The sequence below is a fragment of the Dactylosporangium roseum genome (genome assembly GCF_025264685.1).
GTDB classification, from domain to species: Bacteria; Actinomycetota; Actinomycetes; order Mycobacteriales; family Micromonosporaceae; genus Dactylosporangium; species Dactylosporangium roseum.
In genome coordinates this window covers 7,610,877-7,630,783 of the sequence record NZ_CP073721.1, presented here as the reverse complement: position 1 = coordinate 7,630,783, position 19,907 = coordinate 7,610,877, and the positions used below count along the sequence as shown (strand labels likewise).

Sequence of the window (19,907 nt, the reverse complement as noted above, 5' to 3'; positions counted from 1 at the left end):
CGAGCGTGGCGCTCGAAGACTATTGGTCGGCCCCGAGCAGCTCTTTGGCGCGCGTCGCGATCATCTCCGCCGAACGCTCCGCGTCGATGGCCGCGTCCCACATCCGGTCCCAGAGGTCGCGGTGCTGTTTGATGCGGCTGTGGTCGTCCACGATTTCGTCCAGGGTGAGGCTCTCGCGGTACAACACCGCGTGGGCGAGCTCCTCGGAGCCCAGATAGAGGATCTCGAATGTCCCGATTCCCGGGTGCGGGTTGTCGAACGGGTGGATTCGCGCGACCAGCCAGCCGTCCTTGATGGCCTCGGAGACCTCGGCCAACTGCTCGCCCAGTGCGCGCTGTCCCACTCCGATGGTGCGCAGCAACACGGATTCGTCGAGCAGGGTGAAGACCTTGGGCCGAGGGATGCGTTGCAGCAATTCGGCCTTGCGGCGGAGACGCGCCTGAATCCTTGCCTCGATCTCCTTCTGACTCAGCTCATGTGTGTACTGTCCCATGATTCCCTGGGCATACGCCTCGGATTGCAGAACGCCGGGGAAGAACATCGGATAGAAGTGCCGGATGACCGTCGCTTCGGCCTCATAAGCGATCAGTTGTTTCGTGGCCGCGGTGAGCATGTTCTTGAACCGCGCCTCGTCCCACCAGCGGCGCTGACGTGACACCCGCGCCGACTGGACGAGCGACTCGACCACCGCGCGGTCGCGGATGCCCAGGAACGCCAGCAGGGGGCGCAGATCGTTCTGCGAGATCGTCACCTCGCCGCTCTCGATCCGCATTACCTTGGACAGCGACCACTCCATGGCGTCGGCCACCTCGGTCTGCGTGAAACTCCTGGCGTTGCGCGCGTCGCGGATCGCCAGCCGAACCCGCCGGCGTGCGACCGCGGGCGTCTCACCCGAGTTCATGACGCTTGTGCCCCTCGTTGGACCTGGTATACGACTAGGTGGGGTATGTCGAGTAGCTGTATCGCAGAATGCAGCTCACCATACGGGCCCGGCGAGCGGTTGGGATGCAAAGCTGGAACGTGTCGCTCGCCGGATGCCCCATCTGTGGCGGATCATGCCGGACGAGCGGAGGCCGTGTTGGGCCGCAGACAGTCTGACGCTCAGTCGCGGGAATTGCCACCTGTCTTCCAGCTTTGTAGCGGATCGTGACCTACTCACAGTGGGTCGCCTGCGGGTGAACGGCTCCGCAGGCGACCCTGGCCAGCGACTTCATGCGGAAAGTGCACGGGCTCGCAAATCTTCGCGGTGCTCGAGCGCGCGGATCAACGCTCGCCGTACGTGACCGAACGTGGTCGCATCCGTAGTGCTGAACAGCAGGACGTCGGACCGGCCGTACCGGGCCCGGATCTCCTGGCGCGCCCGGAACCGGCCGCTGTGGCGGACGATGTAGGCGTCGTGGAGGTACTCCAGCCGGAACCGGATCTCGCGGGGCCGGAGGATGACGAAGTGTTCACTGGTCACCAGGATGTCCGCACTTCGGTAGAACATCCGCATCTTCCCTCCGTTCTCGGTATTGCGGGAGGGGTCTGGATGCGTAAGGATTACGTCGGGTATCACCGCTGCCCCTCCGCGTGAGCGTTGAGGAGGAAGCGACAAACAGCACCCGGTAGCCGCCGGGTGCTGTTGCGTTTCCACCCCACGGGCCCTGATGGCTCGTATCCATATGGTCGCATGCCGCATCCCGAGACGCTAGATGACAATCTGCGATATCGCAGATTGCGGTATTACCAGTGGCGGTCCAGCAGGTAGCAGACCGCTGTGAGCTGCGCAAACGCCGGTCTCACCAGGTACGACTCCGGGAACCCCTGCGGGCGTCGGACCGTCTGGCGTGGCATGGCCGGCTCGCTCTCGCCGGAACACGGTCGAGATCAAGCGGCCGGGGGACACCGCGGCACGACCTACGCCGAGGCGGGTGGAGGAGCCGGCGGGCCTCGGACGGGCTCCTGACACCGCAACGCCGGGCGCCCCTGGCAGGGGCGCCCGGCGTTTTGCCTGCTAGGCGGTGCGGAGGATACGAGATTCGAACTCGTGAGGGTTTTATCCCAACACGCTTTCCAAGCGTGCGCCCTAGGCCTCTAGGCGAATCCTCCGTGCGCAAGGATACCCATCGCTTGCGACGCTCGCGCACCGGGTATTGTGGTGTCCAAGCCACTCGTGCGGCGTCATCTTACGAACCTCCCCAGGGCCGGAAGGCAGCAAGGATAAGTGAGCTCTGACGGGTGCACGGGTGGCCTTCATGTTTCCTGGCCCGGGCGGGTCGGGCGGCGGTGGTGGCAGCGGAAATTTGTCGGCCGGTGGGGGTACCGTGGTCCCGGCTCTGGCACACCGACCATCACGCGAACGGAGGGACGCTGGTGGCGCTCGCGCTGTATCGCAAATACCGGCCGCGCACGTTCGCCGAGGTCATCGGGCAGGAGCACGTCACCGAGCCGCTGTCGCAGGCGCTGCGATCCGGCCGGCTCAACCATGCGTATCTCTTCTCGGGCCCCCGCGGCTGCGGCAAGACCAGTAGTGCCCGCATCCTCGCCCGCTCGCTCAACTGCGAGCGCGGCCCGACACCCGAGCCGTGCGGCGAGTGTCAGTCGTGCCGCGACCTGGCTCCGGACGGTGCCGGTTCGATCGACGTCATCGAGATCGACGCGGCCAGCCACGGTGGCGTCGACGACGCTCGCGACCTGCGCGAGCGCGCGATCTTCGCGCCGGTGTCGAGCCGCTTCAAGGTCTATGTCATCGACGAGGCCCACATGGTCTCGTCCGCCGGCTTCAACGCGCTGCTCAAGCTGGTCGAGGAGCCGCCGGACTACGTGAAGTTCGTCTTCGCGACCACCGAGCCGGAGAAGGTGCTCGGGACGATCAAGTCCCGGACGCACCACTACCCGTTCCGGCTGATCCCGCCGGGTGTCCTCCGGCCATATCTCGAGCAGTTGACCGCCGCGGAAGGCGTCACGGTCGAGCCCACCGTTTTTCCGTTGGTCGTGCGGGCCGGTGCCGGCAGTGCCCGTGACACCCTTTCGGTGCTCGACCAGCTCATCGCCGGCGCGGGCCCCGAGGGGGTCACCTACGGCCGCGCCGTCGCTCTCCTCGGTGTGACGGATGTCTCACTGATTGACGAAATGTGTGACGCGCTCGCCGCCGACGACGGCCGCGGTGCCTATGGCGTGATCGATCGTCTGGTCGAGGCCGGGCACGATCCCCGCCGATTCGCCTCCGACCTGCTGGAGCGGTTGCGCGACCTGATCGTGCTGCAGCAGGTCCCCGACGCTGTCGACAAGGGCCTGCTCGACGCCCCGCACGACCAACTGGAGCGGATGAGCGCACAGGCGACCCAACTGGGCCAGGCGAGCCTGTCGCGGTTCGCCGACATCGTCCACAACGGGCTGACCGAGATGCGCGGGACGACCGCGCCGCGGCTGCTGCTGGAGCTCATCACGGCGCGCATGCTGCTGCCGGGCGCCGACGATTCGAGCGCTGCGCTGCTGCAGCGTCTGGAGCGCATGGAGCGGCGGCTGATGGCCGGCGGAGTCCCGGCCCCCGCTGTGCCGGCTGAGGCGTATTCTCCGGCCCCGGCGGCTGGCCCTGCCCCGGCGGCATCTCCGGCCTCGACTCCGGTCCCGGCCTCGGCTCCGGTCCCGGTCCCGGCTCCCGTCCAGGCTTCGGTCCCGGTTGAGTCGGCTCCCGTGCAGCGGCCGGCCCCCGCCCCGGGTCCGGCGCCCGCGGCGGCCCCCGGCGCTGGTGGGCTCGACGCGGCGGCCGTCCGCCGGGTCTGGGCCGACGTGCTGACGCTGGTCAGCGGCAAGAGCAAGAAGGCCGCGGCCATCGTGCGCGAGGCGACCGTGCAGGATGTCGAGGGCAGCACGCTGGTGCTCGGGTTCAAGTACGTCACCCATGCCAACATGCTCAGCAACTCGCCCGACGTGCTGATCAGCGCGCTGCAGGAGTTGCTCGGCGGCCGCTGGCAGGTGCGCTGCGAGGTCGGCGGCCAGCCGGGCGGCGGGGGCGGCAGCAGGCCGGCGACCCCGAAGCCCACGCCGCAGCCGTCGGGCCCGTCGGCGCCTCCCGGCCCGGCCCAGGCCCCGCACCAGGCCGGCCCGGCATCGATCGGTGAGCCGGTCGGCGGGTCGCGTGTCGGGGCGCAGGCGGCCGGAGAATGGCCCACACCCGCTGTTCCGGGTGGAGTGGGTGCGGGCGCTGTCGCTGTGGCCGCCGCGGGCGGCATGAGCGCTGCTGGTGGGGGCCCGGGTGGCTCGAACGGCGGAGACGCCGGTGCGGGTGGGGACTGGCCCACTCCCGCGACACCCAGCGGTGCCGCACGATCGGCTGTTGCGCAGAGTTCGGCCGAGGGGTGGCCGACACCGGCGACCCTCGGCGGCGCTCCGTCAGCGGCCCCGGGCGGAGGGCGGCCGGCACAGGCGGCTCCTGGCGGAGGATGGCCGACGCCGGCGACCCCCGGGGGTGCTGCGGGACCGGCCTCGGCGCCGGGCGTGGCCGAGGGGTGGCCGACGCCGGTGACCCCGGGCGGTGTGGCCACCGCGGCGAGTGTTCTCGCCGACCCGGGCGCGGCGGTCCGGGGCGGGACTGCGGCTGGAACGGGTGCGGGAAGCAGACCCGGCGCCGGATCGCCGGTCCCGACCGGTCCGGCCGGCCGGCCGCGAACGGGTGGGAGCACCGCGATCGAGATGGCCCGGGAGGCGGCCAGGGCCGCGGCGAGCGGGCAGCGCCGATCGGCGGCCGCCCAGGCGAGCACGGCCGGTGCGGCGGAGTCCGCCTGGGACGGTGCGGTGGCGGACGAGCCGCCGTTCGACCCGGACTACGACTCGCCTGTGGCCGACCCGCGGTTTCCCGGCCTGGACCCGGGGGATGAGCTGCTCGACGATGCCACTGTCGTGCGTGAGACCAGTGAAGAGGCCGCGCTCCGGCTGCTCACGGAGGCGCTCGGCGCGGAGAAGATCGGGGAGACCACCGGCTGACTAAGCTGGTCTCCAAACTCAGAGACTTCAAAGGAGCACACTGTGCGCCCCGGTGGACAGCCCAACCTGCAGCAGATGATGAAGCAGGCGCAGAAGATGCAGCAGCAGATGGCCGCCGCGCAGGCGGAGCTCGCCGAGGCCGAGCTGACCGGCACGGCCGGCGGTGGCCTCGTCACGGCCGTCGTGCGGGGCACGGGTGAGGTCGTCAGCATCAAGATCGACCCTAAAGCGGTCGACCCGGACGACATCGAGACGCTCGAGGACCTCATCGTCGCGGCACTGCACAACGCGGCGCAGGCGGCCAAGGACCTGACCGAGGAGAAGATGGGCCCGCTCACCGCCGGGCTCGGCGGCCTGGGCGGCGGCCTCGGGCTGCCCGGTTTCTAGCGGGCGCCGGGCGTGTACGAAGGCGCCATCCAGGACCTGATCGACGAGCTCGGGCGGCTGCCCGGGGTCGGGCCGAAGAGCGCACAGCGCATCGCGTTTCACGTGCTGTCGGCCGACACCGCCGACGTCAAGCGGCTCGCGCAGGCGTTGCAGCGGGTGAAGGACCTCGTGCGGTTCTGCACCCGCTGCTACAACGTCGCCGAGGCGGACCTCTGCCGGATCTGCCGCGACCCGCGCCGCAACGACGAGGTGTTCTGTGTCGTCGAGGAGCCCAAGGACGTCGTGGCCATCGAGCGGACCGGAGAGTTCCGCGGGCGCTACCACGTGCTCGGCGGCGCGATCAACCCGCTGGAGGGCATCGGACCCGACAGCCTGCGCATCCGTGAGCTGATGACCCGGCTGGCCGAGGGCACCTGCAAGGAGCTCATCCTGGCCACCGATCCCAACACCGAGGGCGAGGCCACCGCCACCTACCTGGCGCTGATGGTCAAGCCGATGGGGCTCACCGTGACCCGGCTGGCGAGCGGGCTGCCGGTGGGTGGCGATCTGGAGTACGCCGACGAGATCACTCTCGGCCGAGCGTTCGAGGGCCGCAGGGCGATCTGAACGCCGGACGCCGGTTCAGCGCCCCCGCCTTGCTACGCGTCGATCTACGCGTCGATCTTGCAGTTGTGGTGCCTGACAAACCGGGCATTCTTGGAGTGTCCCGGCACCGCAACTGCAAGATCGCGCAGGTGGACTTAGCCGTTGGGGCGGTCCAGGATGCCGGTGACTACGGTGTGCACGGCCGAGAGGTCCGCCGGGTCGTTGAGGTGGGCGCGGGCGCCCGTCACCACGTACCACTCCTCGGCGTCCTTGTACTGGACCCGCACGACGACGGCGCCGTCGGCGTCGACCTCCGTGCGCAGGGTCAACTCGCCGGTGATGACACCGACCTCGTCGGTCATCACGCCGCCCGGGCCGGCCATGACGTCGGACTGGAGGAAGTTCGGCGCGGCTCCCGGGGGTGGGGTCGCGGCGCCGGCATCCGCCGAGGCCGGGGGTGACCCGGCGGGTGCGGCGGCGGCCGGGTCCGCTGGGCCGGAGGCCTGGCGGTCGGCCGTGGCGTCCGAGGCCACACCCCGCGCGGTGCCGGCACCGCGCGCGCCCGCCGCGCCAGCGGAGTCGGCCTGCGCCGTGGTCACCGCAGCCGGGGAGCCTGCCGCAGCCGTAGCCGTAGCCGTAGCCGTAGCCGGGGAGCCTGCCGCAGCCGCAGCCGCAGCCGTAGCCGGGGAGCCGGCTGCGGCCCCGGCCGGAGAGCCTGCCCCGGCCGGGGCGGCCGAGGCCGACGGCGGCGAGCCGGCGGATGCCTGTCCGAGCCCTGGTTCTGCCATCTCTGCCGTCCCTTCCGCGGTCTACTTACAAGTCGCCAGCATGTCTGCCAGCGCCGTCTTCTCGGCCTGCGTCACGGTCAGCTTGTAGAAGCTCTTGACCGTGACCCAGTCCTGCGCGTAGGTGCACCAGTAGGCCCGGTTCGGCGGCTTCCACGTCGACGGGTCCTGGTCGCCCTTTGCCCGATTGGACTGCAGGCTAACCGCGAACAGTTGCGGCCGGGTCATGTCATTCGCGAACTGCTTGCGCTGCTCGTCGGTCCACTTGTTGGCACCGGACCGCCAGCCCGCAGCCAGCGGGACCATGTGGTCGATGTCGAGGTCCTGCGGATTGGTGAGGGTCTTGTCGTCGTAGGGGCTGTACCAGCTACCGCTTGTGATCTTGCAACCGTCGGCGACCTTGACGTTCTTGCCGTCGCGCTTGAGCACCGCGTCGCGCGTGTCGCAGCCGTTGCCCTGTGAGATCCAGTGCGTGAATTTCTCGCGGCTGTAGCCCGACATCGACCCGGCCGAAGCCACGGTGAGGGAGTCCAGCGCCGCACCGGCGTTGCCGGAGGTGCCGCCGCCGGTGGTGGCGCCGCCCGTCGGGGCGGTCGTCGGCCCGGCTGAGCCGGGCGTGGAGGAGACCTCGCAGCTACCGGCGCCGGTCAGCACCGCCGCGAGCGCGAGCGAGAGGAGGACGGCTTTGCCGTTTCTTGAGGGGCGCACGCCCCTACTGTGCTGTATCAACGCACCTGTCGCAGGAATCGCCACGATGGGATTCCCGACACTTTCACCCCCTGAGGAAGAGACCCGGCAGCCCGGACGGCTGTCCCCGGTGCCCGGGACGGTCCTGCGGCCGGGCCCATGACGGCGGGGTCCGGCCTCCCATCGAGGCCGGACCCCGCCGGACGATCAGGAACTCAGCCGCGGTTCGCCGCGCTCAGCACCGCGCGCAGGGAGGCCGTGACGATGTTGGCGTCGATGCCGACGCCCCAGAGGGCCTGGCCGTCGACGGAGCACTCGACGTAGGCCGCCGCCTGGGCGCTCTCACCCGCGGTGAGGGCGTGCTCCGCGTAGTCCAGCACCCGAACGTCGATGCCGACGTCGCCCAGCGCGTGGACGAACGCGTCGATGGGCCCGTTGCCGGTCGCCGAGATGGTCCGGACCGTGCCGTCGACCTTCACGTCGGCCGTCAGGGTGACCTTGCCGTCGACGGTCGCCGCCTCGTACCCCTCCAGCGTGAACCGCCGGTCGGAGAAGTACTCGCCGGAGAAGAAGTCCCACATCGCCTGCGGGCTGACCTCGCCGCCTTCGTCGTCGGTGTGCCGCTGCACGACGCCGGAGAACTCGATCTGCAGGCGGCGCGGCAGGTCGAGCTGGTGCTCCGACTTCATGATGTAGGCGACGCCGCCCTTGCCGGACTGCGAGTTCACCCGGATGACCGCCTCGTAGGAGCGACCCAGGTCCTTCGGGTCGACCGGCAGATACGGCACGCCCCAGGTGAACTGGTCGACCGGCACGCCGGCGGCGGCCGCGTCGCGGTTGAGCGCCTCGAAGCCCTTCTTGATGGCGTCCTGGTGGGAGCCGGAGAAGGCGGTGTAGACCAGGTCGCCGGCGTACGGGTGGCGCTCGTGGACGGGTAGCTGGTTGCAGTACTCGACGGTCCGCTTGATCTCGTCGATGTCGGAGAAGTCGATCTGCGGGTCGACGCCCTGGGAGAACAGGTTCAGGCCCAGCGTGACCAGGTCGACGTTGCCGGTCCGTTCGCCGTTGCCGAAGAGGCAGCCCTCGACGCGGTCGGCACCGGCCATCAGGCCCAGCTCGGCGGCGGCGACGGCGGTGCCGCGGTCGTTGTGCGGGTGCAGCGACAGGACGACCGACTCGCGGCGGGGCAGGTTGCGCGACATCCACTCGATGGAGTCGGCGTAGACGTTGGGAGTGGCCATCTCGACCGTCGCCGGCAGGTTGACGATCAGCGGCCGGTCGGGGGTCGGCTGCAGCACGTCGATGACCGCGCCGCAGATCTCCAGCGCGTAGTCCAGCTCGGTGCCGGTGTAGGACTCGGGGGAGTACTGGTAGTAGATCTCGGTGTCGGGCGTGATCGCCTCGGCGTACTTCTGGCAGAGCCGAGCGCCGGTCGTGGCGATGTCGGTGATCCCGGCCCGGTCCAGGCCGAAGACCACGCGCCGCTGGAGCGTCGAGGTCGAGTTGTAGAAGTGGACGATCGCCCGCCGGGCGCCGCGCAGCGACTCGAAGGTGCGCTCGATCAGGTTGTCCCGGCACTGGGTCAGGACCTGGATCGTGACGTCCTCGGGGATGAGGTCCTGCTCGATCAGGGTGCGCACGAACTCGAAGTCGGTCTGCGAGGCGGCCGGGAAGCCTACCTCGATCTCCTTGTATCCCATGCGGACCAGCAGGTTGAACATCCGGCGCTTGCGCTCGACGGACATCGGGTCGATCAGCGCCTGGTTGCCGTCGCGCAGGTCCACCGCGCACCAGCGGGGCGCGACGGCGATCTCCTTGCCGGGCCACTGCCGGTCGGTCAGCGGGATCGAGAACTGTTCGGAAAAGGGCCGGTAGCGGTGAATGGGCATCCGGCTGGGCGTCTGGTTGGCGATCTCGGACATGCTGATTCTGCTCCTGAGCGTTTGAGGGTCTGATCCGAAGTACTACGAGGGGGATCGACCGGCAGGAGCGCAGACGCGCGTGTCATCCCCGCGACGAGGTGCCGGCCTGAGTGGCCTCGTCGCGGCGACGAAGAAGAAACGTCTGCCACATGTCGAGGTCAGGCTACGCCCTTGGACCGGCTCGGCGAAACCGATCTCGGCAGTTGGGAGCCGGACGGGTTCGGCGACGGCGACGGCGGTGCGGTCGTCGGCAGCGGGGCGCCGTCGACCACGGGGCCCGGCAGCGAGATGGTCGAGGGCGCGCCGATCACCTCGCCGGTCAGCGCCAACTGGCCGAAGGGAAGCTTCGCCGCGGTCAGGATGCCCTTGTCGTTGTAGCAGAACACGCCCGGGTCGATCGGCGGCTGGATCGCGGTGACCCCCGGCTCGACGGCGAAGCAGGGTGCCGACGTGCCGGCGAGCGGGTCGGCGGGTGCCACCGAGAGCGGCACCTGCCGGTCGAGCAGGACGTCGAGCCAGGCGACGAAGACGTACTGGATGCGGGGATCGTTGGCGGCCGGCAGCTTCTTGCCGGCCGGGGCGATCTTGACGCAGCCGCTGGCCGGGTTGAGTTGGCACTGGTACTGCCCCTCGGGCCGGCCGGCGATCGCCACGTCCGCGGTGCCGCCGAGCGCGCCGCCCTGGATGTCGACCCGCCAGGTGCGGTCCGTCGCGATCGACACCAGGATCGAGCGCGGCGCCTTGCCGGAGACGGTGAGTGCGTACGCGGCGACGTACCGCTGATCCTTGGCGACCGCGACCCGGCCGGCGAGCAGCCCCCGCGGGTCGGCCTGGACGGGGGCCGGCTCGGAGCTCACCGCGGTCACCGGTGCCCCGGTGGAGCTGCAAGCGGCGACGAGCACGCCGGTCATCACGGCGAGAGCCGTGCCGGCGGTCACAGTGATCGCGGTAACCCCGACCCGACGCGAAAGCACCCGCGTATTCTCGCCCGTCGGGTGCCGGGATCGTGCAACGCCACACCAGGCGTCGCGGGACGGCCGGATCGTGGAACGCTACTGCCGAGTGGAACCTCACGCCGGTACGCTCGGCTGCGTCGACCTCGCCCGAACGGGCGACCTGACAGGATCTGACCCAGCAGGAGCGGCACAACGAGGTGCGGCCGGACCCGAAGAGGCGGAAGGAGCTCGACGGCGTGGCGCTGATCGTGCAGAAGTACGGCGGATCGTCCGTCGCCAACGCCGAGCGCATCAAGCGCGTCGCCGAGCGGATCGTCGACACGCGGAAGGCCGGCAACGAGGTCGTCGTGGTGGTTTCCGCCATGGGTGACACCACCGACGAGCTCCTCGATCTCGCGTCGCAGGTGAGCCCGGCCCCGGCGGGCCGCGAGCTCGACATGCTGCTCACCGCCGGTGAGCGCATCTCCATGGCGCTGCTGGCCATGGCGATCAACAACCTGGGATACGAGGCCCGGTCGTATACCGGCAGCCAGGCCGGCGTGCTCACCACGTCGACCCACGGCAGGGCCCGGATCATCGATGTGACCCCGGGCCGGATCCGGGCCGCGCTCGACGAGGGCGCGATCGCCATCGTCGCCGGCTTCCAGGGTGTGTCGCAGGACACCAAGGACATCACCACGCTCGGCCGTGGCGGCTCGGACACCACCGCCGTGGCGCTCGCCGCCGCGCTGAACTCCGACGTGTGCGAGATCTACACCGATGTCGACGGCATCTTCACCGCCGACCCGCGGGTGGCCAAGAACGCCCGGCACATCAAGCAGATCACCTACGAGGAGATGCTCGAGCTGGCGGCGTGCGGTGCCAAGGTGCTGCACCTGCGCAGCGTCGAATACGCGCGGCGCTTCTCGCTGCCGATCCACGTCCGTTCCTCGTACTCAACCGCCAACGGCACCATGGTCACCGGATCGATGGAGGACCTTTCCGTGGAGCAAGCGCTCATCACCGGCGTCGCGCACGACCGCAGCGAGGCGAAGATCACCATCGTCGGCGTTCCCGACCAGCCCGGTGTCGCCGCGCGGATCTTCCAGACGGTCGCGGCCGCGGAGACCAACATCGACATGATCGTCCAGAACGTGTCGACGGAGAGCTCGGGCCGTACCGACATCTCCTTCACGCTGCCGAAGACCGACGGCGCGACGGCCAAGGCCGCCCTGGAGCGGATCAAGGCGAGCGTCGACTACAAGGACGTGCTGTTCGACGACCACATCGGCAAGGTGTCGCTGATCGGCGCCGGCATGCGGTCCAACCCTGGTGTCGCGGCCAAGCTGTTCGCCGCGCTCGCCGAGGCGGGCGTCAACATCGAGATGATCTCCACCTCGGAGATCCGGGTGTCAGTGGTGTGCCGCGACACCGACCTCGACGTCGCCGTCCGGGCCATCCACGACGCATTCGACCTGGGTGGCGACGAGGAAGCCGTGGTCTACGCGGGGACCGGACGATAGGTTCGGTCATCGTGGGTGGTCACGAGTTGCCGAGCCTGGCGGTGGTGGGTGCGACCGGAGCCGTCGGCTCCGTGATGTGTGAGCTGCTCTCATCCCGCAAGAACGTGTGGGGCGGGATCCGTCTCGTCGCCTCGAAACGGTCGGCCGGGCGCACGCTCGTCGTGCGCGGCGAGGAGCTCGTCGTGCACGAGCTGGCCCCCGAGGTGTTCGACGGCATCGACGTGGCGATGTTCGACGTTCCCGACGAGGTGTCCGCGGAATGGGCGCCGATCGCCGTGTCGCGCGGCGCCGTCGCCGTCGACAACTCCGCAGCCTTCCGCATGGACCCCGACGTCCCGCTCGTCGTGCCGGAGATCAACCCGGAGCAGGTGCGCAACCGCACCAAGGGGATCATCGCCAACGCCAACTGCACCACGCTGACGATGATCGTGGCGCTCGCGCCGCTGCACCGCGAATACGGTCTCAAGGAGCTCGTCCTGGCCTCCTACCAGGCGGTTTCCGGGGCCGGCAAGGACGGCGTCGACACGCTGCACGACCAGTTGCGGCGGGTCGGTGGCGACCGCGGCCTCGGCTCGCGCCCCGGCAACGTGCGCCAGGCGGTCGGCGACGACCTCGGCCCGTTCCCGGCGCCGCTCGCGCTCAACGTGGTGCCGTGGGCCGGCTCGCTGCGGGACGGCGGCTGGTCGTCGGAGGAGCTGAAGCTGCGCAACGAGTCGCGCAAGATCCTCGGGCTGCCCGACCTCAAGGTCTCCGCGACCTGCGTGCGGGTGCCGGTCGTCACCGGCCACTCCGTCGCGGTCCACGCGGTCTTCGGCTCGGAGGTCGACGCCGAGGGTGCCCGCGAGGTCCTGCGCCACGCGCCCGGCGTCATCCTGGTCGACGATCCGGCCGCCGGAGAGTTCCCGATGCCGATCGACGCGGTCGGAACGGACCCGTCGTGGGTCGGCCGGATCCGGCGCTCGGTCGACGACCCGAGAGCGCTCGATTTCTTCGTCACGGGTGACAACCTGCGCAAGGGCGCGGCGCTCAACACCGCGCAGATCGCCGAGCTGTTGTCCCGCGAGCTGCAAGGCTGAACCCCCTCTTCCGCAACGCCCCCGGCCCGAGGCCGGGGGCGTTTTGTGTTGCCGGTCGCTATTGACAGTATGACTCAACTGGCAGTTACTCTCAAAATATGGCTGCTGTCAGTTCGGCTCCTCGCCGCTGGTGGGCGCTCATCGCGATCGTGCTGAGCGTGCTCACCATCGGCTTCGACACGACGATCCTCAACGTCGCGCTGCCCACGCTCGCGACCGAACTCGACGCCGGCAACGACGAACTGCAATGGCTCGTCGAGGCCTATGTCCTGGTCTTCGCCGGTCTGCTGCTGCCGATGGGTGCCCTCGGCGACCGGTACGGCCGGAAGCGCATGCTCATGACCGGCCTGCTCCTCTTCGCGGCCGCGTCGCTCGGTGCGGTCTTCGCCGGCAACGCCGGGCAGGTCATCGCCGCCCGGGCGGTCATGGGTGTCGGCGGCGCCATCCTGACGCCGATCTCGCTGGCGATCCTGCCGGTCCTGTTCGCACCGCACGAGCGGGGCAAGGCGATCGCGGCCCTCACCGTGGGCGCGGGCATCGGCCTGCCGCTCGGCCCGATCATCGGCGGCTACCTGCTGGAGCACTTCTGGTGGGGTTCGATCTTCGTCATCAACATCCCGGTGGCGGTGATCGCGGCCGTCGCCGTCGGGCTGCTGGTGCCCGAGTCGAAGGCGGCGATCCCCAAGCCGGTCGACTTCCTCGGCGCGATCCTGTCCACGATCGGTCTGACCGCGCTCGTGTACGGCGCGATCGAGGCGCCCGGCCGGGGCTGGACCGACGGCCCCGTGCTCGGCGCGCTCGCCGGTGGCCTGGTCCTGCTGGCCGCGTTCGCCGTCGTCGAGCGGCGGGTGGCCACGCCGATGATCGACCTGCGGCTGTTCCGGCGGCCGCGCTTCGCATGGGGTACCGCCGCCGGGACCATCGCGTCGTTCGCACTGTTCGGGGTGTTGTTCATCCTGCCCCTGTTCCTCCAGGCGGTCCTCGGCCACGACGCGCTCGGCGTCGGTCTGCGACTGCTGCCGCTGATCGTCGGCATGTTCGTCGGCGCGCCGCTCGGCGCCCGGATCGCGGGCCGCGTCCCGACCCGGGTGCCGGTCGCGGCCGGGCTGCTGATCGGCGCGGCAGGCCTGGCGATCGGCGCGACGACCGGTAGCGGTTCCGGGTACGGCTTCGTGGCGACCTGGCTGGCCGTCACCGGGGCCGGCGTCGGCCTGGCGCTGGCCCCGGCGATGGACGCCGTCATGGGCGAGTTGCCGCGCGACGAGGCCGGCTCGGGCACCGCGATCACCATGACACTGCGGCAGATCGGCGGGGCGCTCGGCGTGGCCCTGCTCGGCAGCCTCACCGCGGGGGTGTACCGGGACAGGTTGGGGCCGGCGCCGGAGGTGGCGAAGGACTCCGTGGCGTCGGCCGTGGCGGTCGCGGCCCGCACCGGGGACCAGGCGCTCGCGCTGGCCGCCCGCGGGGCGTTCGTCGACGCCATGAGCGCGGTCCTGCTGGTCTGCGCAGGGGTGGTACTGGCCGGCGCGGTACTGGCTGCCCTGCTCCTGCCCGGTACTCAGCCGTCCGGAAGTGCGGAAGAATCGGTGGATGAGCTCACCAGGGTTGCGTGAACGCAAGAAGCAGAAGACCCGCTGGGCGATCCAGGAGCACGCGGTGCGCCTGTTCGTCCAGCAGGGTTACGACGCGACCACTGTGGAGCAGATCGCGGAGGCGGCGGAGATCTCGCCCAGCACGTTCTTCCGATACTTCAAGACCAAAGAGGACGTGGTCATCCAGGACCGCTACGACGACCTGATGGTGGAGGCGATCCGCGCAGCGCCGCCGGAGCTGTCGCCGCTCGACACGGTCCGCCGGGCGTTTGCCAGCGCCTTCGGCCATCTTGACCCTGGCGAGATCGAGCAGGTGCTCCAGCGGGCGAAGCTGTCGCTGACCGTGCCGGCCCTGCGCATGCGGTTGCTGGACAACATGCAGTCGTCGATCCGGTTCACGGCCGCGCCGCTGGCCGAGCGGCTCGGCCGGGCACCGGACGACTTCCGGACGGTGGCGTTCATGGGTGCCTGCGTCGGCGCCCTCATCAATGCCATCATGATCTGGGTCGAGAATGACGGCGTCGACGATCCCTGGCAACTCGTCGAGGAGGCCCTGTCGGTGATCGCCGAGGGCCCGTAGCGGGGCTCCTGCGCGTTGTGGCCTCGCAGCGGTGACGGCACCGCTGGAAATCTCGAGAGGGACGGCGCGTCGGCCGGTGCTGGATGAGTCGTGGGCCGGCGCAGTGAGCGGCGAGACCGGGCCACCCTGCCGCACGCCGCGCCGAGTCGGCCTCGCAGAGGAGGCCGGCCACGGGCGGGACTATGCGAGGACGTCGTCGGCGTCGGTGATCGTGTAGGCGTAGCCCTGCTCGGCCAGGAACCGCTGGCGGTGTGCTGCGTATTCCGTGTCGATCGTGTCGCGGGCCACCACCGTGTAGAAGTGGGCCTGCCGCTTGTCGGCCTTCGGGCGGAGCACGCGGCCGAGGCGTTGCGCCTCCTCCTGCCGTGAGCCGAAGCTGCCGGAGACCTGGATGGCCACCGCGGCCTCGGGCAGGTCGATCGAGAAGTTGCCGACCCGCGAGATGACCAGCGTCTTCAGCTCGCCGGAGCGGAACTCGTCGAACAGCCGCTCGCGCTCCTTCGTGGTCGTCGAGCCCTGCACGATCGGCGCGTCGAGGAACTCGCCGAGGTGGTGGAGCTGGTCGATGTAGCCGCCGATGACCAAGATCTGCTCGCCCTTGTGCCGCTCGACCAGCGCCCGCACGACGGGCAGCTTGGTGCGGGCGGTGGCGGCCACGCGGTAGCGCTCCTCGGGCTCCGCGACCGCATACGCCATGCGCTCGCTCTCGGTCAGCGTCACGCGCACCTCGACACACTCGGCCGGAGCGATCCAGCCCTGCGCCTCGATGTCCTTCCACGGCGCGTCGTAACGCTTCGGGCCGATGAGCGAGAACACGTCGCCCTCGCGGCCGTCCTCCCGCACCAGGGTCGCGGTCAGGCCGAGCCGGCGCCGGGCTTGCAAATCGGCGGTGAACCGGAAGATCGGCGCGGGCAGCAGGTGGACCTCGTCGTAGACGATCAGGCCCCAGTCGCGGGCGCCGAACAGGTCGAGGTGCGGGAACACGCCGCCGCGGCGGGTCGTCAGCACCTGATAGGTCGCGATGGTGACCGGGCGGATCTCCTTGCGCTCGCCGGAGTATTCGCCGATCTCATCCTCGGTCAGGCTGGTGCGCGCGACCAGCTCGCGCTTCCACTGCCGGCCGGCGACGGTGTTGGTGACCAGGATCAGCGTGGTCGCCTTCGCCTCCGCCATCGCCGCGGCGCCGACCAGCGTCTTGCCCGCGCCGCAGGGCAGCACGACGACGCCGGAGCCGCCGGCCCAGAACGAGTCGACCGCCTCGCGCTGATAGGACCGCAGAGCCCAGCCGTCCTCGGCCAGGTCGATGGCGTGCGCCTCGCCGTCGACGTAACCGGCGAGGTCCTCGGCCGGCCAACCGAGCTTGAGCAGCGCTTGCTTGAGCCGGCCGCGCTCGGAGGCGTGGACCACGATCGTGTCGGCGTCGATGTGCGCGCCGAGCATGCCGGCCAGCTTCTTGCTCTTCGCCACCTCGACCAGCACGACCCGGTCGAGTGCGTGCAGCACCAGGCCGTGGACGGGGTCGTTGAGCAACTGGAGCCGCCCGTAGCGGTCCATCGTGTCGGCGATGTCGACCAGCAGCGCGTGGGGCACCGGATAGCGCGAGAAGCGCAGCAGCGCGTCCACGACGCCCTCCGCGTCATGGCCGGCCGCGCGTGCGTTCCACAGGCCCAGCGGGGTCAGCCGATAGGTGTGGACGTGCTCCGGCGAGCGCTCCAACTCGGCGAAGGGGGCGATCGCCATGCGGCACGCGAGCGCGTCCGGATGGTCGACCTCGAGCAGCAGGGTCTTGTCGGACTGGACGATCAGTGGACCTTCTGGCACGGCAACCAGTGTCGCACGCACCTCCGACATTCTCAGATAGCGGGATGATCCTGCAATTTGCAACCGTGGACGGGGCGCCCAGCGTCTTGCGTATTGACGGCCGCCGGCCGTCGTCGTGGTGGTCGGGAACCGGGCGAGCGCGTTCGGGCCGTCGGCGTCGCCGGCGGCCGTTCGCATCGGGGGCGGGCGCGTCGTCCGACCCGGGACCCCATAAGCCGTGTCCTGCCGATCAGGCCGAGCCGGGACATGGCCGGCAGGACACGGCAGGACAGGGCCTAGACTCGACCGCATGGGTCCGAGAGTGACCTTGGCGTTCGGCGGGCTGGCCGCGCTCGCGGCGGCCGTCGGCTGGTTTCTGCTCTCCTCGCGGGTCGCGCACACCGACGTGCGGACGGCCGTCAGCGAGTCGCTCGGCGCGATCCTGATCGTCTTGCTGGTCATGTCGATCATCGGCTCGATCCGCCGCAGCGACCCCGACGACTAGCCCGGTCCCCTTTTTGCGCGTCGATCTTGCAGTTATGGTGCCGGGACGCTCCCAGAATGACTGATTTGTCAGGCACCACAACTGCAAGATCGACGCGCAAAAAAAGGGGACGCCAGAGGGGGCTAGGAGTTCTCGTCTTCCGGGACCGCCGCGGTGATCCGGTGGAGGGCGAACGTGTGCAGCATCTCCGTGCGCTCGTCCTCGGCCCGCAGGTAGCCGGACCCCATCGACACCGGCCGCACCAGCCGGGACGCCGTCGCGCCGTGCGCGTCGATGTAGCCGACCCACACCCGGGTGCGGTCGCGCAGCGCCTGCTGGAGCACCTCCAGGGCCTCGGTGTGCGACCCGCTCGTCGAGCCGTTGGCCCGCACGGTCACCGGCGCGCGCCGCGCCACCCGGGCGGCCGCGTCACCGCGGCGGATCTGCTCGATCACCCCGGCCAGCCGGGGCGCCGACAGCCGCACGCCCGCCGCCGGATCCTCCACGCCGCGGTACGCCCAGGTGGGCCGCGGCGGACCCCGGCGGACCTTCGGCCGGGTCAGCATCGCCGCACCCGTCGCGTCCTCCTGCACCGGCGGGTAGCCGGCCTCGCGCAGCGCCTCCAGCAGCCGGGCCGGCGTGTGCCGGCAGGCCAGCACGGTCGGCGCCAGCCGGCGCAGGGCGAGCGGTTGGAGGCGCCGGTCGGCGAGCACCTCGGCGATCAGCGACTCGTCGTCGCTGCGGACGTACGAATTGGCCGAGCCGATCCGCATGCCGCCGTGCTTGCGGGCCATGTCGTCGATGAGATATGTGAGGGTCTGCGGCACCGGCGTCCGGGACCGGCGCGCGAGCAGCGCGTGCAGGTCAGCGGCGGAATAGCCGGCGTCGAGACTGCGCCGGACCGAGTCGGCCGTGATCCGGTAGACGCTCGCGGACTCCTGGACGCCGAGCAGTTCCAGCTCACCGGCCAGGCTCGCGTCCGGCGGCCCGGGCACGATCACGGACAGGTCGGCCTGTAGCAGCACGTGGTCGACGGGGGCCGGCAGCAGGGTGTCGAGCAGTGCGGCCGAGCCGGTCAGCACGCCGCCCTCCGGCGCGTTGAGCCCGAGCGGGTCGTCGGCGTCGACCACGTCGGCGGCGAGCTCGTCGAGCAGCAGCCGGCCGTAGCTGGTCAGCCCGCCGAAGCCGGTGAGCCCGACGTACGCCGCCTCGGCCAGGCTCGCCTCGATCCCGGCCGACGCGCCACGGGAGACCCGCCGGGGCGCACGCCAGGCGAGGGTGTCGACCACCGCAGAGGGCGCCGCGGTGGCGCCCGGCGGCAGGTCGGCGAGCACCCGCAGGGCCGCGCGGCGCTGGGCCGGCGCACCGGGGCGGGACAGCTCGGGCGCCAGTGCGTTGATCGGGCGGTCACGGTCGTCGCGCTGCCCGACCATGGACGGCGCCCGGGTCATGGTCAGCCAGGTGGCCGCGAGCCGGTGCCAGCGGGCGGCGATGCCGCCGGCCCGCCAGGCGTCGTAGGCCACCGTCGGCAGGAAGACGCTCTCCACCCGCTTGGTGTCGACGATCTCCTCCCCCAGCAGACCGGCGGCGGTCACGATCTCCACCAGCAGCGCCGTGGTCGGCTCGTCGACGCCGACCGTCTTCGCGTACCGCCGGAGCTCCCGGACGCCGAGTCCACCGGAGCGCAGCACGGCGGGCGGCTCGGCGCCGATCGTCTCGATCAGCGCCTCGGCGTTGCGGACGAGATCGAGGACCTGGCCCGCGCCGGCGCGGTCGAGCTGGGCGGGCTCCCGCTGCGAGGTGTCCATCGGCGGGGGGTCGGGGTGTAGCTGGCCGAGCGGCCCGGCATCGCGGCGCAGGACGAGCGACACCTCGACCGGCAGCTCGACGGCGTCGCGGCCGACCGGGACCAGCAGGTGCCGGTCGACCAGCCAGCGGACCGGCGAGTCGGAGTCGGGCTGCAGGCTCGCCGGGGTGACGGTACCGACGGGAGGCCCGGCGGCGAGCCGGTCGAGCACGGCGCGGGCGGCCGGCGGCGCCGCCATCAGCGTGCGGCGCAGTCCCGCGGCGTCGGCGACCAGGGCCCCGGCCATCGGGTCGAGCTCGTCGGCGGGCCGGCCCAGCCCGGCCGGGTAGGGCGAGCAGACCTCGTCGACGGCACCCGCGATGCGCAGGGCCTGATCCTGGCCGTACACCACCGCGTAGGACCGCAGCAGGTCGATGGCCCAACGCACGCGGGCGGCCTCGAGCCCGGCGGCGGCCGTGAGGGCGAGCACCGCCTCGACCGACGTCGTGTGTCCCACACGCGTGTATCGCAGCGCGTCGAGGATCTCCAGCGTGAAGGTGTCGAGGCCGTCGAGTGCCCGGGCGACGGCCACCCGCGACTGGGCCCGGTGCGCCATGGCCGAGAAGTCCGACGGTGGCGGGATCACCAGGTCAGGGCGCAGCCGGATGAGCGCCATCAGCCCGTCGTCGGGCAGGGCGCGGAGGTGGTCGGCAAGCGAACTCGTCATCTCGCCTCATACGCTATCCGGCCCGGGTGACGAATGAGGGCGGCCCTGTGGAAGGCCCGCCCTCGCCCGT

At 70.8% G+C, this 19,907-nt stretch carries 16 protein-coding genes, 1 tRNA gene and 1 other RNA gene; 9 read left to right on the top strand and 9 right to left on the bottom strand.

All coding sequences use genetic code 11. The features are described from left to right. Positions 1 to 19 precede the first annotated feature (19 nt). The 3 genes from Drose_RS35870 to Drose_RS35860 all read right to left on the bottom strand — a co-directional run bounded on the left by Drose_RS35870 (position 20) and on the right by Drose_RS35860 (position 2,091). Entirely contained in the window at positions 20 to 808 is a 789-nt protein-coding gene (locus Drose_RS35870; protein WP_260725641.1) for a DUF5753 domain-containing protein, read from the bottom strand. A gap of 402 nt (positions 809 to 1,210) precedes the next feature. Beyond that, on the bottom strand, positions 1,211 to 1,489 hold the full coding sequence (locus Drose_RS35865; protein ID WP_260725640.1) for a hypothetical protein: 279 nt from the start codon (positions 1,487 to 1,489) through the stop codon (positions 1,211 to 1,213). Positions 1,490 to 2,006: 517 nt separating this feature from the next. After that, positions 2,007 to 2,091 (bottom strand) — tRNA-Ser (locus Drose_RS35860). A gap of 52 nt (positions 2,092 to 2,143) precedes the next feature. Here Drose_RS35860 and ffs point away from each other — a divergent pair. The 4 genes from ffs (at position 2,144) to recR (ending at position 5,961) form a co-directional block, all read left to right on the top strand. After that, an RNA gene (gene ffs / locus Drose_RS35855) (signal recognition particle sRNA small type) lies at positions 2,144 to 2,242 on the top strand. Between the two features lie 113 nt (positions 2,243 to 2,355). Beyond that, entirely contained in the window at positions 2,356 to 4,968 is a 2,613-nt protein-coding gene (locus tag Drose_RS35850; RefSeq protein ID WP_260725639.1) for a DNA polymerase III subunit gamma and tau, read from the top strand. Positions 4,969 to 5,034: 66 nt separating this feature from the next. Continuing rightward, entirely contained in the window at positions 5,035 to 5,355 is a 321-nt protein-coding gene (locus Drose_RS35845; RefSeq protein ID WP_260729934.1) for a YbaB/EbfC family nucleoid-associated protein, read from the top strand. Between the two features lie 12 nt (positions 5,356 to 5,367). Beyond that, a complete protein-coding gene (recR, locus tag Drose_RS35840) occupies positions 5,368 to 5,961 on the top strand; it encodes a recombination mediator RecR (RefSeq protein ID WP_260725638.1) in 594 nt (197 codons plus the stop codon). Positions 5,962 to 6,095: 134 nt separating this feature from the next. On the opposite strand, the gene Drose_RS35835 is transcribed toward recR, so the two are convergent. The 4 genes from Drose_RS35835 to Drose_RS35820 form a co-directional block, all read right to left on the bottom strand. Continuing rightward, complete coding sequence (locus Drose_RS35835) at positions 6,096 to 6,539, bottom strand: hypothetical protein (protein ID WP_260725637.1); 444 nt, start codon at positions 6,537 to 6,539, stop codon at positions 6,096 to 6,098. 210 nt (positions 6,540 to 6,749) lie between these two features. Continuing rightward, positions 6,750 to 7,433 (bottom strand): HNH endonuclease family protein, encoded by a 684-nt coding sequence (locus Drose_RS35830; protein WP_390891475.1) that lies wholly within the window; start codon positions 7,431 to 7,433, stop codon positions 6,750 to 6,752. 194 nt (positions 7,434 to 7,627) lie between these two features. Further along, positions 7,628 to 9,334, bottom strand: a complete 1,707-nt coding sequence (gene leuA / locus Drose_RS35825) for a 2-isopropylmalate synthase (protein ID WP_260725635.1) — start codon at positions 9,332 to 9,334, stop codon at positions 7,628 to 7,630. Between the two features lie 158 nt (positions 9,335 to 9,492). Beyond that, entirely contained in the window at positions 9,493 to 10,308 is an 816-nt protein-coding gene (locus tag Drose_RS35820) for a hypothetical protein (RefSeq protein WP_260725634.1), read from the bottom strand. 218 nt (positions 10,309 to 10,526) lie between these two features. Between Drose_RS35820 and Drose_RS35815 the strand changes: the two genes are divergently transcribed. From Drose_RS35815 to Drose_RS35800, 4 genes are all read left to right on the top strand, one after another. Continuing rightward, positions 10,527 to 11,792 (top strand): aspartate kinase, encoded by a 1,266-nt coding sequence (locus tag Drose_RS35815; RefSeq protein WP_260725633.1) that lies wholly within the window; start codon positions 10,527 to 10,529, stop codon positions 11,790 to 11,792. Between the two features lie 74 nt (positions 11,793 to 11,866). Next, positions 11,867 to 12,868 (top strand): aspartate-semialdehyde dehydrogenase, encoded by a 1,002-nt coding sequence (locus Drose_RS35810; protein ID WP_260729933.1) that lies wholly within the window; start codon positions 11,867 to 11,869, stop codon positions 12,866 to 12,868. Positions 12,869 to 12,966: 98 nt separating this feature from the next. Then, positions 12,967 to 14,481 carry an MFS transporter gene (locus tag Drose_RS35805; RefSeq protein WP_260725632.1) on the top strand — a complete coding sequence of 505 codons (1,515 nt, stop codon included), beginning with the start codon at positions 12,967 to 12,969 and terminating at the stop codon, positions 14,479 to 14,481. Continuing rightward, entirely contained in the window at positions 14,459 to 15,040 is a 582-nt protein-coding gene (locus Drose_RS35800) for an acyl-CoA-like ligand-binding transcription factor (RefSeq protein WP_260725631.1), read from the top strand. The genes Drose_RS35805 and Drose_RS35800 overlap by 23 nt, the downstream gene beginning before the upstream one ends. 180 nt (positions 15,041 to 15,220) lie before the next feature. On the opposite strand, the gene Drose_RS35795 is transcribed toward Drose_RS35800, so the two are convergent. Further along, positions 15,221 to 16,861, bottom strand: coding sequence for a DNA repair helicase XPB (locus Drose_RS35795; RefSeq protein WP_260725630.1), 1,641 nt, complete (start codon positions 16,859 to 16,861; stop codon positions 15,221 to 15,223). Positions 16,862 to 17,150: 289 nt separating this feature from the next. Between Drose_RS35795 and Drose_RS35790 the strand changes: the two genes are divergently transcribed. After that, positions 17,151 to 17,345 (top strand): hypothetical protein, encoded by a 195-nt coding sequence (locus Drose_RS35790; protein ID WP_260725629.1) that lies wholly within the window; start codon positions 17,151 to 17,153, stop codon positions 17,343 to 17,345. Positions 17,346 to 17,467: 122 nt separating this feature from the next. Here the strand turns inward: Drose_RS35790 and Drose_RS35785 are convergent, their stop codons facing one another. Beyond that, the gene (locus Drose_RS35785; RefSeq protein ID WP_260725628.1) at positions 17,468 to 19,837 is read right to left on the bottom strand and encodes a helicase C-terminal domain-containing protein; all 2,370 of its coding nucleotides are present in this window, start codon (positions 19,835 to 19,837) and stop codon (positions 17,468 to 17,470) included. Positions 19,838 to 19,907: the final 70 nt, after the last annotated feature.

Excerpts from the sequence above, each read along its gene's own strand:
- Drose_RS35865 (WP_260725640.1), bottom strand. The coding sequence starts at position 1,489 with ATGTTCTACCGAAGTGCGGACATCCTGGTGACCAGTGAACACTTCGTC.
- leuA (WP_260725635.1), bottom strand. The coding sequence starts at position 9,334 with ATGTCCGAGATCGCCAACCAGACGCCCAGCCGGATGCCCATTCACCGC.
- Drose_RS35810 (WP_260729933.1), top strand. The coding sequence starts at position 11,867 with ATGTGTGAGCTGCTCTCATCCCGCAAGAACGTGTGGGGCGGGATCCGT.
- Drose_RS35805 (WP_260725632.1), top strand. The coding sequence starts at position 12,967 with ATGGCTGCTGTCAGTTCGGCTCCTCGCCGCTGGTGGGCGCTCATCGCG.
- Drose_RS35800 (WP_260725631.1), top strand. The coding sequence starts at position 14,459 with ATGAGCTCACCAGGGTTGCGTGAACGCAAGAAGCAGAAGACCCGCTGG.
- Drose_RS35790 (WP_260725629.1), top strand. The coding sequence starts at position 17,151 with ATGGGTCCGAGAGTGACCTTGGCGTTCGGCGGGCTGGCCGCGCTCGCG.
- Drose_RS35785 (WP_260725628.1), bottom strand. The coding sequence starts at position 19,837 with ATGACGAGTTCGCTTGCCGACCACCTCCGCGCCCTGCCCGACGACGGG.